Genomic DNA, 14812 nt, shown 5'->3' on the forward strand with positions numbered 1-14812 from the left:
GGCCTGGTGTTTTTATCTGCCCGGTGTAAAATCTCGAGGATTTTATCTAAATTTGCATCCTTAATTCCGAAGAAAGTATATTGACTATGAACAAATATACCCGACAGGTACTCGTATTGTTGACTGGGCTTACGGTTATTTGGCAGGCCTCAGGGCAGCGTAAGATCGCATCGTACGAACAGTACATTGATCAGTACAATCATCTGGCGGCTGAGCAAGAGAAGAAATACAATATTCCAGCCAGTATCAAGCTGGCTCAGGCGATTATCGAGTCGGGTGCAGGTCGGGGAAAGCTGGCTATAGAGGCGAATAATCACTTCGGGATCAAATGTCATAGAGACTGGAAAGGTAAAAAGACGTATCACGACGACGATTTAAGAAACGAATGCTTCCGCAAATATAGATCGGTCACGGATTCTTACGAAGATCATTCCCGTTTCCTGTCCGAAGGTTCACGCTATGCCAAACTGTTTACGCTGAATAAAAAAGACTACCGGGGATGGGCTAAAGGACTTCAACAGTGCGGGTACGCCACCGATCGGGCATACGCCAACAAACTCATCAAACTGATCGAAGATTACGAACTGTATCTTTACGACATGGGCGGGAAAAGCGGAAATAAAGCCTCGTCGTCGTCGAAGAAGAAAGCATCGAAGAAGAAACTCGAAAAGGAATCGCCACAAAAGAAAACCTCCCCTGCTAACGATGGAAAACGATTGCTCCCCCGAAATATTTACAAGACATACGGGTTGATTTATACCATCGCACGATATGACGATTCGTTCTCTCAAATCGCTGATGATTTGGGATTCAAGACAAAAGATCTGGCACGATATAACGAAGTCCCAGAAGATTTTCCGCTCCGCCAAGGCGACATCATCTATTTGGAAAAGAAAAAGAAGAAGGCCGAAATGCCGAACCTTTTTCATCAGGTACAGATTGGCGAATCGATGCACAGCATTTCGCAATATTACGGCATACGCGTGAAGAGTCTTTACAAACTTAATTACAAAGACCCGGATTATGTTCCGGCAGAAGGAGAAACGCTTAAACTCAGATAACGAACCAATGCTACATCGCTTTCGCACATATTATTACACCTTTTTAATAGGAATTCTTGTCGCAGGGCCGGCACGCTGCATGACCGGCACGCTGCTTTCACCACTGCCGGAGAAACTCAACCCGTCGGTCTGCGAAGAGTATATCCGGACTTATTACAAGACGGCTATCCGGCAGCAGCGCAAGCACAATATCCCTGCCAGCATTATTTTGGCGCAGGGAGTGTTGGAATCGGGCGCAGGGCAGAGCTATTTGGCTCTGGCGGGCAACAACCATTTTGGAATTAAGTGTAAGAACTGGAAAGGGCCTTGTATCTGCAAGGACGACGACCTGAAACAGGAGGCGTTTCGAAAATATGTGAGAGTAGAAGAATCGTTCGAAGATCATTCTCTTTTTCTCACCGGACGAGATCATTATAAGCCACTCTTCCGGTTAAGGACAACGGACTATAAATCATGGGCACACGGTTTGAAGAAATGTGGCTACGCGACCGATCCGCACTACGCCGTCAAATTGATCGGGCTAATTGAAAAATACGGGCTGTATTACTTCGATACGGCGAAAGAAACCGATCCGCCCGTGATCCTGAAACAGCCGGCAGCCCGTCCCGCATCCGGTACTACGGTCTCGAAAGTTCGGAGCACGACCAAAAAAGGAACGCACGCCAAGCCCGTGGTAGCCACAAAAAAAACGGCCTCAAGTGCAAAAAAACAGACATCGACTTCTAAAAAACAACATAAACGATGAACGACCAACGATACATGCAACGCGGCGTAAGCGCATCGAAAGAAGATGTACACAACGCCATTAAACACATCGACAAAGGACTTTATCCGAAAGCCTTTTGCAAGATTATCCCCGATATATTGGGGGGAGATCCGGAGTATTGCAACATTATGCACGCCGACGGCGCCGGAACCAAGTCGTCACTGGCTTATCTCTATTGGAAAGAGACGGGCGATCTCTCCGTGTGGAAAGGTGTCGCACAAGACGCGCTGATCATGAATATCGACGACCTGCTCTGCGTAGGCGCGATCGACAATATCCTTGTATCAAGCACGATCGGCAGAAATAAAATGCTTATCCCCGGAGAAGTGGTCTCAGCCATTATCAACGGCACGGACGAGCTGCTGGACGAGCTGCGCGATATGGGTGTAGGCGTCTATGCCACCGGTGGTGAAACGGCCGATGTCGGCGATTTGGTGCGTACGATCATCGTCGACAGCACAGTTACCTGCCGCATGCGCCGCAGCGATGTGATTGATAATGCGCGTATATGTCCCGGCGATGTGATCGTCGGGCTGGCATCGTTCGGACAAGCCACGTATGAGAAGGTGTACAACGGAGGGATGGGGAGCAACGGTCTGACGAGCGCGCGGCACGATGTCTTTGCCCGCTATCTGGCCGAAAAATACCCCGAAAGTTACGACGCGGCGGTACCTCGCGAACTGGTCTACTCGGGCGGCATGACGCTGACCGATACCATAGACGGCGTACCCCTCGATGCCGGAAAGTTGGTGCTCTCTCCCACCCGCACGTATGCGCCGGTAGTGAAAAAGCTGCTCGATACGATGCGTGGTGAGATACACGGCATGGTACACTGCTCGGGCGGTGCGCAGACAAAGATCCTGCATTTTGTGGATCAGGTACGCGTCGTTAAAGATAACCTCTTTCCCGTGCCACCGCTGTTCCGCCTCATCCGTGAACAGAGCGGAACAGACTGGGCGGAGATGTATAAAGTGTTCAACATGGGCCATCGACTGGAGATTTACCTCGCACCCGAAAGAGCGGACGAGGTGATTGCCATATCCAAATCGTTCGGCATCGACGCGCAGGTGATAGGACGCGTCGAGCCGGGAGAAAAGAAAGAGTTAATCATCCGAAGCGAGTTCGGCGAGTTTACATATTAAAGTAAGGGCCTCCGTCACGTTTCATTTTTCATCATCATTATACCTTTTATTTAGATGACAGATCATCATTCCCTGCTTCAAAAACTCGAAGGCCTTACCGGACGCTTCGACGAAGTTTCTACGCTGATTACCGACCCGGAAGTCATCGCCGACCAGAAGCGTTTCGTTCGTTTGACGAAAGAATACAAAAGTCTGGAAGACCTTATCGCGGCCAAAAAGGAGTACGAAAACCTGTTGGGCAACCTTGACGAAAGCAAACGCATCCTGATGAGCGAGAGCGATCCCGACCTGAAGGAGATGGCACGTGAAGAAATGACCGAATGTGAAGAAAAAATCCCCCGGTGTGAGGAGAAAATCAAGTTGATGCTCGTTCCCGCCGATCCGGAAGACGCGAAAAACGCGATTGTGGAGATTCGCGGCGGCACAGGAGGCGATGAAGCGGCGTTGTTTGCCGGCGATCTGTTCAGGATGTACTCGAAATACTGCGAGACGAAAGGCTGGACAATTGCCGTATCGAGCTGCAACGAAGGGACGTCGGGCGGCTTTAAGGAAATCATCTTCACCGTCACCGGCGACGGGGTATACGGCGTCCTCAAGTACGAATCGGGCGTGCATCGCGTACAGCGCGTACCTCAGACCGAGACGCAGGGACGGGTGCATACATCGGCCGCCACGGTAGCCGTGCTCCCCGAAGCCGATGAGTTCGATGTCGAGATTAACGAAGGAGAAATCCGCTGGGACACGTTCCGCAGCAGTGGCGCGGGTGGACAGAACGTCAACAAGGTGGAGTCCGGCGTGCGTCTGAACTACAACTGGAAGAACCCGTTGACCGGTATCGTGGAAGAAATCCACATCGAATGTACCGAGACGCGCGACCAGCCGAAGAATAAGGAGCGCGCCCTCGCCCGTCTGCGCTCCTTCATTTACGACAAGGAGCATCAGAAGTATATCGACGACATTGCCTCGCGTCGCAAGACGATGGTTTCCACAGGTGACCGGTCTGCCAAAATCCGCACCTACAATTTCCCGCAAGGGCGCATCACCGACCATCGCATCAATTATACGATTTACAACCTCGCCGCTTTTATGAACGGGGATATACAGGACTGCATCGACCGCCTCATCGTTGCCGAAAATGCCGAACGGATAAAAGACAGCGAGCTGTAGAACCGTTTCTCCACTCATCAAACCGAATATAAATTGAATAAACTGACAAAAATGATTATGACCAAACAAACATTATTTGAGAATATCCGGCGCAAGGCGTCTTTTCTTTGTGTCGGGCTGGATACGGATCTACAAAAAATCCCTCCGCATCTGTTGAAAGAAGACGATCCGATCTTTGCCTTCAACAAAGCCATTATCGATGCCACGGCGCCGTACTGCATCGCTTATAAACCCAATCTGGCTTTTTACGAATGCTACGGGGTGAATGGCTGGATGGCGTTTGAAAAAACGGTGCGCTACGTGCGCGAGCATTACCCCGATCAATTCATCATTGCCGATGCCAAGCGGGGAGATATCGGAAATACATCGGCCATGTATGCCCGTACATTTTTTGAAGAAACGGAGGTAGACGCGCTGACCATCGCCCCGTATATGGGCGAAGACAGTGTTACGCCTTTTCTCGGCTACGCAGGCAAATGGGTCATTCTGCTTGCCCTCACGTCGAACAAAGGATCGCACGATTTCCAACTGACGGACGACGCTTGCGGGGAAAAGCTCTTCGAGCGCGTCTTGCGCAAGTCGCAGCAATGGGGCAACGACGAACAAATGATGTACGTTGTCGGAGCCACACAGGGACGGATGTTTGAAGACATTCGCCGCATCGCCCCGAATCACTTCCTGCTCGTTCCGGGCGTAGGCGCGCAGGGCGGTTCGCTCGAAGAAGTATGCCGTTACGGAATGAACAAGACCTGCGGACTGATCGTGAACTCCTCTCGCGCTATTTTGTACGCGGACCGGACGGAAGCGTTTGCCGAAGCCGCCCGTCGTGAAGCACAAGCCGTGCAGGAGCAAATGGCCCGCTATCTGGACGAATACCTGTAAGGCGACACGCGAAAAGTTCACATAACCGAATTGATTCATCCAACATACACAACATCCATGAAACATCGAATATTCCTTTTGCTCATCGCGTTCATGCTGCCTACTCTTTCGATGCGGGGGCAGCATGATACGGAAGAACAGCTCCGCGCCCTGACACACGCCTGGAACGACGCGCATACAGCCGCCCGACTGGCCGAACTGGAGCCGCTCTACGCATATCATCTCCATCTTTACGGGACGATGATCTCACCCTCAAGAGCCGTCAGGCTGAAAAAAGGGTATCTGAAGAATCATCCCGGATTCACGCAACGCATCGACGGCGACATCAAGGTAGAACGCCTGACCGACGCGATTTACCGTTCGTCGTTCTCCAAAATAACGCTTCAGGACGGTAAAGAGAGCGTCGTACAAGGCCTGCTTTACTTCCGCAAAGACGAATCGGACGAATGGAACATCTACTGTGAGAGTGACGACGTCACGAACAAACGCCTCAAGTCCCGTGTAGTGAAAGAATTTTCGTTCATGGCCAAACCCGAGAGTGAGGAAGACATCGTTTCGTGCCTTCTCTTCTCGACCCAAATGTATCGCAATGCGAAAAAAGATTATCCCGGAATGCATGTACGCATCATGTTCGACAGTACACCGGACGACGGTGAAAGTTCAACGTACAGCGCACGTCTCTTTCTCGACAGCGACGATGCCCCCAGAATCGAGACCCTCGGCTTTTTCTCTTACGATATCAAAGAAAGAAAGTGTTACCTCTACCGTCCCGGATATAACGATGACGAAGGCGCGGAAGAATACCTCGATTACGACCATGCCGTCGAGCTTTTCTTAGACCCGTAATGCTCCATACATCGTATGCTTCCGCAAAGCATGCACACATACCGTATGCCCCAGCCCGTAACGACAGAAAATATCCGTCGCGAAAACGTAATTATTCAGCGCAAAATATAGGCAGTTTCAATTTTTTAGTATCTTTGTGGACTTTAATTTACATAAAGAACAAATAAAGCGAATGGAGTTTACGGCTCAACAAATAGCTGATTTTCTAAACGGGACGATAGAGGGAGATCCGGCCGTGAAGGTACATAATTTCTCAAAGATCGAAGAAGGACAGCCGGGTACACTCACCTTTCTGGCCAACCCCAAATACGAACATTATATCTACGGCACCCAAGCCAGCCTCGTTCTGGTTAACAATGATTTCAGCCCCTCGGCACCCGTAGCGGCGACGCTCATCAGAGTACCCAATGCGTATGCCGCGCTGGCTGCCTTGCTCAATGTGGTAGAACAGCGGAACGAACCGAAAAAGGGTACCGCCGCCTCGGCTTTTATCGCCGCCTCGGCCAGTGTCGGGAAAGATGGCTATGTGGGAGAGTTTGCCTACATCGGCGAAAATACTACCATCGGCGAGGGATGCCGTATCTTCCCGCACGCTTATATCGGTGACCATGTGACGATCGGCGATCATACGATTGTATATCCCCACGTCACGATTTACGACGGCTGCGTCATCGGCAAGAACTGTATTCTCCACGCCGGGGCCGTCATCGGTTCCGACGGATTCGGGTTTGCCCCCGAAAACGGCGAGTATAAAAAGATTCCGCAACTCGGTAATGTCGTGCTTGAAGACGATGTAGAAGTGGGTGCCAATACGACCATCGATCGCGCGGTGATGAATTCGACCGTTATCCGTAAAGGTGTTAAGCTCGACAACCTCGTCCAGATCGCGCACAACGTCCAAGTCGGCGAAAACACTGTCATGGCGGCTCAAGTAGGCATCTCCGGTTCTACGAAGGTAGGCAGCCGGTGCATGATTGGCGGACAAGTGGGTCTCGGCGGACATATCAATATCGGCGACGACACGCAAATCGGTGCACAGTCCGGTATCATCAGTCATATCGAAGCTCATTCGCGCGTCATGGGTTCGCCTGCCATACCTCTCAAAAACTTCTTCCGTTCCGGTATCATCTACCGCAAATTGCCGGAGATGTACGTCGAATTGAACCGGCTGAAGAAAGAAATAGACGAACTGAAACAGAAAAAACAATAAACAGATAATACGATGCACAAGCAAAAGACACTCGCGTCCGAATTTTCCTTGCAGGGAAAAGGACTTCACACGGGATTGGACATCCATATCACGTTCAAGCCTGCCCCCGAAAATCACGGATACAAGATCAAACGTACTGACCTCGAAGGACAGCCCGTCCTTGATGCATTAGCCGAGAACGTGATCCATACACAACGGGGCACGGTCATTGGTAAAAACAATGTACAGGTCAGCACTATCGAGCATGCGATGGCTGCCCTCTACGCATGGGAAGTCGATAACTGCCTGATCGAAGTCGACGCGCCCGAATTTCCCATTCTCGACGGCAGCGCGCTCCCCTTCTCCGAAGGCATCAAGAACGTCGGGCTGACCGAACAGAATGCTCCGCGCGATTATTACGTCGTACGCCGCAAAATCGAAGTGAAAGATGAAGCGACAGGCGCGTCTCTCCTCATCCTTCCCGACGACAAGTTCAGCGTCAACGTGCTGATCAACTTCGATTCACCCGTACTCTCCAACCAGTATGCCTCACTGACAGACCTCAACTGCTTCGCCGACGAGCTGGCTGCTTCACGCACGTTCGTTTTCGTGCGCGAAATCAACATGCTTTTCCAGAATGGCCTGATTAAAGGAGGCGACCTCGATAACGCCATCGTAATTTACGATCAGAAAATGCCTCAGGAAGAATTAGACCGCATGGCCGACGAGCTGGGACTGCCCCGTAAAGATGTGCAGGAGTTGGGCTACATCAACAACAAACCCCTGACCAGCGAAAACGAACCGGCACGACACAAACTGATCGACGTGATCGGCGATATAGCTCTTATCGGAAAACCGATCAAAGGACATATCATCGCCACTCGTCCCGGACATAAAATCAATAATCAGCTGGCTCAACTGATTCGCAAAGATATTAAGCTCAACAGCGTGCAAGCTCCGATCTACGACCCTAACAGCGAACCTTTGATGGACATCAACCGTATCCGCGAGTTACTTCCCCATCGCTACCCGTTCCTGCTGGTCGATAAGATCATCGAAATCGGAGGAGACCATATCGTAGGGATCAAAAATGCGACCGTCAACGAACCGTTCTTCCAAGGGCATTTCCCTCAGGAACCGGTCATGCCGGGTGTTCTGCTGGTCGAAGCCATGGCGCAAACCGGAGGGCTGCTCGTGTTGAACTCCGTCGATGAACCGGAACGCTACTCTACGTATTTTATGAAAATCGACGGTGTGAAATTCCGCCAGAAAGTCGTGCCGGGAGACACGCTCATCTTCCGCCTCCAGCTGCTGGCGCCGATACGTCGAGGTGTTTCAACGATGAAAGGTTACGTCTTCGTGGGCGAAAAGGTCGTTTGCGAAGCCGAGTTTATGGCTCAAATTATTAAAAACAAATAAATCATGCATTCTCCCTTAGCCGTTGTACATCCCGAAGCCCAAATAGGGCAGAATGTAACCGTCGAACCGTTCGCCTTTATCGAAAAAGACGTAGTCATCGGAGATGATTGTCATATCTACCCGCACGCCGTGATACTCGAAGGTTCACGCATCGGGAAAGGATGTAAAATATTCCCGGGTGCCGTGATCTCAGGGATTCCGCAAGACCTGAAATTTGCCGGAGAAAAGACGACTGCCGAAATCGGAGACCATACTACCGTGCGCGAATGCGTGACCGTCAACAGAGGCACGGCCTCAAAAGGTAAAACGGTGGTCGGAAGCAACTGTCTGTTGATGGCTTACTCGCACATTGCGCACGATTGCGAACTGAAAAATAACATCATCATCGGGAACGCGTCACAGATCGCCGGCGAAGTGGAGATTGACGACTTCGCCATACTCAGTGGCAGCGTACTCGTCCACCAGTTTACCCGTATCTCACAACACGTAATGATACAGGGAGGCTCGCGCGTAGGCAAAGATATTCCGCCCTATACGCTTATCGGGCGCGACCCGATCGCATATTGTGGCATCAACATTGTCGGGCTTCGTCGGCGCGGCTTCACCAACCAGCAGGTCTTCCTGATTCAGGATATCTACCGAACGTTATATACGCGCGGACTGAACAATACCGATGCCCTGCTGGCCATCGAAACAGAATACGAACCGAGCAAGGAACGCGACCTGATTCTCAACTTTATCAAGTCATCCAAACGCGGTATCGTGAGAGGTTCTATTGACGAATAAAAAGTTATTAAGCATATTATGGTATACCGTTTTTTATTACTGTCGGACGAGGCCAATGACTTCAGACGCGAAATAAAGATTAGCTCGGAAGCGACTTTCCTCGACTTACACCATGCGATCGCAGACGCCGTGAAATTCAGAAAAGACGAGATGTGCTCGTTCTTTATCTGCGACGACGACTGGAGCAAGAAAAATGAAATCACCCTGATCGATATGGGAGCTCCGGCCGAAGTAGATACCTACCTGATGGAAGATACGCTGCTCGAAGAACTGCTTGAAGACGAACACCAGAAACTGCTGTATGTCTTCGATTATATGACGGAGCGGGCTTTCTTCATGGAACTTAGCGAAATCATCACCGGACAGAGCCTCAAAGAAGCCGTCTGCTCGTTGGCTGTGGGCAAACCGCCCGTGCAGATCCTCTCGCCCGATGAACTGGAGAAAAGCATCGAGAAAAATCTCGATCTGGGCGAAGAATTTTATGGCGATGCGGAGTTTAATGACGACGAACTGAGTACGACCGACACCGAAGGATTTGATGAAGAGTCGATGGGTAACCTCTACGACGAACGCTATTAAACAATGAATACGCTCGTCGTCTTACTCGGCCCTACCGGTGTCGGTAAGACGGCGCTCAGTCTGGACATCGCACGACGCATGGGGTCGGCCGTCTTATCGGCCGACTCGCGCCAACTCTATAAAGACCTCGTCATCGGAACGGCAGCACCTACCGCAGACGAACGTGCTGCCGTGACACACCACCTGGTAGGCTTACTTGAACTGACAGACTATTACAGCGCCAGCCGCTTTGAAGAAGATACGCTGTCACTTCTGCAAACACTGTTTAAACAACATCGCGCCGTGCTGATGACGGGCGGATCGATGATGTACATCGATGCCGTATGCAAGGGAATCGACGACATACCGACCGTCACACCGGATATCCGCAAAGCCGTATGGAACGAGTATGAACAAGGCGGGCTGGCTCCTCTGCTCGACGAACTGAAACAATCCGATCCTCTGCATTACGACGAGGTAGACCGAAAGAATCATCGACGCGTGCTCCATGCCGTCGAGATTTGCCGCATGACGGGGCAACCTTACTCTTCCTTCCGTACAAACACGGTTAAAGAACGTCCTTTCCGTATCCTGAAAATCGGGTTGATGCGCCCCCGCGAGGAGTTATTTGAGCGGATCAACCGGCGAGTCGACCAGATGATGGCCAACGGCCTTCTGGACGAGGTGCGACGAGTCTACCCGCATAGAGCCTTAAACTCACTGAATACCGTCGGATATAAAGAATTGTTCGCTTACCTCAATGGTCTCTGCTCACTCGATGAGGCCGTCGCCAAAATCAAACGTAACACCCGCGTATACGCTCGCAAACAGATGACGTGGTTCAAGCGCGACGAATCCATCCGATGGTTTCACCCCAATGATACGAAAGATATCTTTGCTTTCCTCGCCGAAAACGGACTGTGAGGGATGAAAATTCGCCCGGGAATAGCAGCAGATAAAAATTTATGGCTATCTTTGGGGAATCGAACAATTTTGCAACTTATTTTCGTATGAAATCATTAACCGGGAAAATAGCCCGACTGATCGTGTTTGCCGGCATCGCGTTGGGAGCGAATGCTCAAAGCCTCGATCAAGCCAAAAAACTGTATAACGAAGGGCATTACGAGGAGGCCAAACCCGCCTTCGAACGGCTGGTGACCCAGTCGCCCAATAATTCCTCCTACAATCTATGGTACGGCGTATGTTGCTATGAAACGGGCGACCTCGATACGGCCGAAAAACATCTGCTCGTTGCCAACAAGCGAAAAGCTGCCGAGTCGTACCGGTATCTTGCCCTTCTCTACACCGACACGTATCGCTTCGATGAGGCAGTACCGATGTGGGAAGACTATATTGCCTTGCTGGCGAAAAAGAAAACCGACACGGAACCATACGAAGCGCTTCTGGAAGGGACCGAACGGATGCTTCGCATGAGGAATAATACTGAGCTCGTGCAGATAATTGACAGTATGGTCGTCGATAAGGAAGATCTGCTCTCAACCTATTTCCTGCACGAAGACAATGGCGAGATACGACCTTACGAGAACGTGTTTCCTGCTTCAGGCGAAAACGCATCGCCTGTGTACGTCAGTCCGAAAGGTGACCAGGCTTACTACGGCCGCAAAAAGAACGGAACATTCGCCCTTTTTACACAGTCTAAACTGATGGATGACTGGGCGGACGAGAAGCCGATCCTCCCGAACGATTCGGCCGACAACAATTACCCGTTCGTGCTGGGCGACGGACGTACGCTCTACTTTGCATCGAAAGGGAACGGTTCGATCGGAGGATACGACTTGTTTATCACACGTTACAGCATCGATGGAAACAGTTACCTCTCGCCCGAACAACTAAGCATGCCGTTTAATTCGCCGGCCAACGATTACATGATGGTCATCGACGAAGCCAAAGGAATAGGTTGGTTCGCTTCCGATCGAAACCAGCCCGAAGGAAAGGTTTGCCTCTACCTGTTTATCCCGGACGAATCGCGGAAACGGATACCGGAAGGGATTAATGCGGAAAAACTCCGTCGCTTGGCCGCATTGAGATCGATTAAAGAGACATGGGCCGACGGCCGCAACTATACAACCCTCATCACATCGGCCAAAACAGAAAGCACCTCTCGCGAAAAAAAAGCGGAAAAAGAGATCGAGTTTATCGTGAACGACCGTACCGTCTATTCTACATGGGGTGAGATTCGCAGTGCCGATGCCAGAGCCTTTTACGAAAAAGCGGTAGGACTGAAGAAACAAATCGGAGCACTCGAAGAACGGCTGACCAACGATTATAGCGCTTACGCTAAGGGGGACGGAGACACTCGAACCAAACTAAAACCGGTGATCCTGAAAAACGAAGAAAGGCTTGACGAGTTACACCAACAAGTGAAAGAGTGGGAGAAAAAGGCACGTAATGCCGAAAACAATACATTAAAGAAATAAGGAGAAATTCGTATGAAGACAACCATGATTCCGCCATCGGAACTTATCATCAACGACGATGGAAGTATTTTCCATCTGCATCTGCGACCTGAACAGTTGGCCGACCGAATCATCTTGGTCGGTGATCCGGCACGCGTAACAATGATCGGAGAATATCTCGACGAGAAGGAGTGCGACGTCCAAAGTCGCGAATTTCACACCATCACCGGCCGGTATCGCGGTAAACGCGTCACCATCGTTTCGCACGGCATCGGGGGAGACAATATCGACATCGTCCTGAACGAGCTCGATGCATTAGCCAATATCGATCTGGCGACACGCACGGTCAAGCCCGACTTCCGGCAACTGACCATGGTGCGTATCGGAACGAGCGGCGGGCTGCAACCGTCAGTACCTGTCGGCACGTATGTTGCTGCCGGTCGCGCAATCGGCTTCGACGGAGTCATCTATTTCTACGATGGCACCGAACAGATACGCGACACGATATTCGAGAAGGAGTTGCTTCGGCAACTCGACTGGACGATCGACGGGTTGCATCCTTACGTCGTGCCGGCCGATCCTTCGCTGCTCGAACAGATTACGCATAATGATATTCAACGCGGCATCACCATTGCGGCAAACGGTTTCTACGGTGCGCAGGGACGCTCGCTACGCCTCTCTCTAACCGACCCGGAGCTAAACCGAAAAATCGAGGCCTTCGACTTCGAAGGGCAACACATCACCAACTTCGAGATGGAAAGTTCGGCATTAGCCGGGCTGTCGGCCTTGATGGGACATCGTGCCTTGACGGTTTGCTGCATCATCGCCGGACGGGTAGACAAAAACATGAACACAGACTATAAAACGAGTCTGGTTCAACTGATCGAAAAAGTACTGGAACGAATCTAAAGCAGAATTAAAACACATAAAACACACAAGTATGGATAATGCGATTTTCAGGTTTCCGAACCCGGGCAATGAGCCGGTAAAAACATACGCCCCCGGCACAAGCGAAAAAACAGCGTTGAAAGCAGCTCTAAAGCAGCTAAGCACCGAAGAATGGGATATTCCTTTGATTATTGGCGGAAAAGAGATACGAACGGGAGACACCGGCAAGGTGGTCATGCCGCATGATCACCGCCACGTACTGGCCACATACCACAAGGCCGGCGAGAAAGAAGTGAAGATGGCTGTCGATGCTGCGATGAAAGCGCATCGCGAATGGTCGGAGCTTCCCTGGGTAGAACGTGCCTCGGTCATGCTGCGGGTAGCCGAACTCTTTGCAACAAAATACCGCTATCTGTTGAACGCATCCGTGATGCTGGGACAAAGTAAGAATCCTTTTCAAGCTGAGATCGATGCCCCGTGCGAGCTGATCGACTTCCTGCGTTACAGCGCATTCTATGCCGGACAAGTCTATGTCGGACAGCCTTATTCGGATGCGGGCATCCTGAACCGCATGGAATACCGTGCACTCGAAGGCTTTGTTTTCTCGCTGACCCCATTTAACTTTACCTCCATCGCGTCGAACCTGAACATGGCTCCGGCCATGATGGGTAACGTGGCGGTCTGGAAACCGTCGACCACGGCCATTCATTCGAACTATCTTCTGATGAAAGTCTTCCGTGAAGCCGGATTGCCCGATGGCGTAGTTAACTTTATTCCCGGTCAGGGAAGTGTCATCGGCAAGGTCATCGTTTCGCATCCCGACTTCGCAGGCTTCCACTTCACAGGGTCTACGGCGACATTCAATACCATCTGGCGTCAGATCGGCGAAAACCTCGGCGCATACAAATCGTATCCGCGGATCGTCGGCGAAACGGGCGGTAAAAACTTTATCTTCGCGCATCCCTCGGCACCGGCCGACGACGTAGCTGCGGCCATCGTACGCGGAGCGTTCGAATATCAGGGACAGAAATGTTCGGCCGGATCGCGTGCATATATCCCCGTCTCGCTGTGGAAAGAAGTCAAAGAACGTGTGGGCGACATGCTGAAAGAGATCAAGATGGGAGATGTGCAGGACTTCACGAACTTCGTCAATGCCGTGATCGATGAAGCATCGTTCGACAACATCATGGGATATATCGAATATGCCCGACAAGCGCCGGATGCCGAAATTCTTTTCGGAGGAAAAGGCGACAAGTCGGTCGGCTATTTTGTGGAACCGACCGTTATCCTGACGACGAATCCGGCGTTCAAAACGATGACGGAAGAAATTTTTGGACCTGTCATTACGATCTACGTGTACGAGGATCATGCATACGAAGAAACGCTCGAACTGTGCGATCGCACATCGCCTTACGGGCTGACCGGCTCGATCTTCTCACGCGATCGTTACGCCATCGACAAAGCGTTCCATAAACTGCGTTACGCCGCTGGTAACTTCTACATCAACGACAAGCCTACCGGGGCAGTCATCGCTCAGCAACCGTTCGGCGGATCACGCGCTTCGGGAACGAACGACAAGGCCGGAGGCCCGTTGAACCTGATCCGCTGGACGAATCCGCGTTGTATCAAGGAGACTTTCGTGCCGCCGATAACCTACGGATACCCGTTCCTCGGCGAAGAATAAACGTTTA

Annotated in this window: 14 protein-coding genes; all 14 read left to right on the top strand. The window is 51.2% G+C overall.

The window, feature by feature from the left end; genetic code table 11:
* The first annotated feature begins 86 nt into the window (after positions 1–86).
* The 14 genes from ACTTKA_RS06580 to pruA all read left to right on the top strand — a co-directional run bounded on the left by ACTTKA_RS06580 (position 87) and on the right by pruA (position 14805).
* Entirely contained in the window at positions 87–1061 is a 975-nt protein-coding gene (locus tag ACTTKA_RS06580) for a glucosaminidase domain-containing protein (protein ID WP_442724410.1), read from the top strand.
* 7 nt (positions 1062–1068) lie between these two features.
* Positions 1069–1806 (top strand): glycoside hydrolase family 73 protein, encoded by a 738-nt coding sequence (locus tag ACTTKA_RS06585; RefSeq protein WP_442724411.1) that lies wholly within the window; start codon positions 1069–1071, stop codon positions 1804–1806.
* On the top strand, positions 1803–2969 hold the full coding sequence (locus ACTTKA_RS06590; protein WP_442724412.1) for an AIR synthase-related protein: 1167 nt from the start codon (positions 1803–1805) through the stop codon (positions 2967–2969). The genes ACTTKA_RS06585 and ACTTKA_RS06590 overlap by 4 nt, the downstream gene beginning before the upstream one ends.
* A 54-nt stretch (positions 2970–3023) precedes the next feature.
* Positions 3024–4136 (top strand): peptide chain release factor 1, encoded by a 1113-nt coding sequence (gene prfA / locus ACTTKA_RS06595; RefSeq protein ID WP_314749300.1) that lies wholly within the window; start codon positions 3024–3026, stop codon positions 4134–4136.
* Positions 4137–4193: 57 nt separating this feature from the next.
* Entirely contained in the window at positions 4194–5018 is an 825-nt protein-coding gene (gene pyrF / locus ACTTKA_RS06600; RefSeq protein WP_442724413.1) for an orotidine-5'-phosphate decarboxylase, read from the top strand.
* Between the two features lie 57 nt (positions 5019–5075).
* Entirely contained in the window at positions 5076–5864 is a 789-nt protein-coding gene (locus tag ACTTKA_RS06605; protein ID WP_442724414.1) for a hypothetical protein, read from the top strand.
* Between the two features lie 172 nt (positions 5865–6036).
* Positions 6037–7074: a UDP-3-O-(3-hydroxymyristoyl)glucosamine N-acyltransferase gene (gene lpxD, locus ACTTKA_RS06610; RefSeq protein ID WP_314749297.1), complete on the top strand. Its 1038-nt coding sequence runs from the start codon at positions 6037–6039 to the stop codon at positions 7072–7074.
* A 12-nt stretch (positions 7075–7086) separates the two neighbouring features.
* Positions 7087–8472 carry a bifunctional UDP-3-O-[3-hydroxymyristoyl] N-acetylglucosamine deacetylase/3-hydroxyacyl-ACP dehydratase gene (locus tag ACTTKA_RS06615; RefSeq protein WP_442724415.1) on the top strand — a complete coding sequence of 462 codons (1386 nt, stop codon included), beginning with the start codon at positions 7087–7089 and terminating at the stop codon, positions 8470–8472.
* A 3-nt stretch (positions 8473–8475) separates the two neighbouring features.
* The gene (lpxA, locus tag ACTTKA_RS06620) at positions 8476–9258 is read left to right on the top strand and encodes an acyl-ACP--UDP-N-acetylglucosamine O-acyltransferase (RefSeq protein WP_442714420.1); all 783 of its coding nucleotides are present in this window, start codon (positions 8476–8478) and stop codon (positions 9256–9258) included.
* 18 nt (positions 9259–9276) lie between these two features.
* The gene (locus ACTTKA_RS06625; protein WP_442714419.1) at positions 9277–9837 is read left to right on the top strand and encodes an IS1096 element passenger TnpR family protein; all 561 of its coding nucleotides are present in this window, start codon (positions 9277–9279) and stop codon (positions 9835–9837) included.
* Between the two features lie 3 nt (positions 9838–9840).
* Positions 9841–10740, top strand: coding sequence for a tRNA (adenosine(37)-N6)-dimethylallyltransferase MiaA (gene miaA, locus ACTTKA_RS06630; RefSeq protein ID WP_442724416.1), 900 nt, complete (start codon positions 9841–9843; stop codon positions 10738–10740).
* Positions 10741–10826: 86 nt separating this feature from the next.
* Positions 10827–12254 carry a tetratricopeptide repeat protein gene (locus ACTTKA_RS06635; RefSeq protein ID WP_442724417.1) on the top strand — a complete coding sequence of 476 codons (1428 nt, stop codon included), beginning with the start codon at positions 10827–10829 and terminating at the stop codon, positions 12252–12254.
* A gap of 12 nt (positions 12255–12266) precedes the next feature.
* Positions 12267–13142 carry a nucleoside phosphorylase gene (locus tag ACTTKA_RS06640; protein ID WP_442724418.1) on the top strand — a complete coding sequence of 292 codons (876 nt, stop codon included), beginning with the start codon at positions 12267–12269 and terminating at the stop codon, positions 13140–13142.
* Positions 13143–13173: 31 nt separating this feature from the next.
* A complete protein-coding gene (pruA, locus tag ACTTKA_RS06645) occupies positions 13174–14805 on the top strand; it encodes an L-glutamate gamma-semialdehyde dehydrogenase (RefSeq protein WP_442724419.1) in 1632 nt (543 codons plus the stop codon).
* Positions 14806–14812 lie beyond the last annotated feature (7 nt).

It is taken from the genome of Tannerella sp., assembly GCF_052170195.1.
Classification (GTDB): domain Bacteria; phylum Bacteroidota; class Bacteroidia; order Bacteroidales; family Tannerellaceae; genus Tannerella.

What these genes read in the sequence shown, in the direction of transcription:
- ACTTKA_RS06580 (WP_442724410.1), top strand. Translation starts at nt 87, where the DNA reads ATGAACAAATATACCCGACAGGTACTCGTATTGTTGACTGGGCTTACG.
- ACTTKA_RS06585 (WP_442724411.1), top strand. Translation starts at nt 1,069, where the DNA reads ATGCTACATCGCTTTCGCACATATTATTACACCTTTTTAATAGGAATT.
- ACTTKA_RS06590 (WP_442724412.1), top strand. Translation starts at nt 1,803, where the DNA reads ATGAACGACCAACGATACATGCAACGCGGCGTAAGCGCATCGAAAGAA.
- prfA (WP_314749300.1), top strand. Translation starts at nt 3,024, where the DNA reads ATGACAGATCATCATTCCCTGCTTCAAAAACTCGAAGGCCTTACCGGA.
- pyrF (WP_442724413.1), top strand. Translation starts at nt 4,194, where the DNA reads ATGACCAAACAAACATTATTTGAGAATATCCGGCGCAAGGCGTCTTTT.
- ACTTKA_RS06605 (WP_442724414.1), top strand. Translation starts at nt 5,076, where the DNA reads ATGAAACATCGAATATTCCTTTTGCTCATCGCGTTCATGCTGCCTACT.
- lpxD (WP_314749297.1), top strand. Translation starts at nt 6,037, where the DNA reads ATGGAGTTTACGGCTCAACAAATAGCTGATTTTCTAAACGGGACGATA.
- ACTTKA_RS06615 (WP_442724415.1), top strand. Translation starts at nt 7,087, where the DNA reads ATGCACAAGCAAAAGACACTCGCGTCCGAATTTTCCTTGCAGGGAAAA.
- lpxA (WP_442714420.1), top strand. Translation starts at nt 8,476, where the DNA reads ATGCATTCTCCCTTAGCCGTTGTACATCCCGAAGCCCAAATAGGGCAG.
- ACTTKA_RS06625 (WP_442714419.1), top strand. Translation starts at nt 9,277, where the DNA reads ATGGTATACCGTTTTTTATTACTGTCGGACGAGGCCAATGACTTCAGA.
- miaA (WP_442724416.1), top strand. Translation starts at nt 9,841, where the DNA reads ATGAATACGCTCGTCGTCTTACTCGGCCCTACCGGTGTCGGTAAGACG.
- ACTTKA_RS06635 (WP_442724417.1), top strand. Translation starts at nt 10,827, where the DNA reads ATGAAATCATTAACCGGGAAAATAGCCCGACTGATCGTGTTTGCCGGC.
- ACTTKA_RS06640 (WP_442724418.1), top strand. Translation starts at nt 12,267, where the DNA reads ATGAAGACAACCATGATTCCGCCATCGGAACTTATCATCAACGACGAT.
- pruA (WP_442724419.1), top strand. Translation starts at nt 13,174, where the DNA reads ATGGATAATGCGATTTTCAGGTTTCCGAACCCGGGCAATGAGCCGGTA.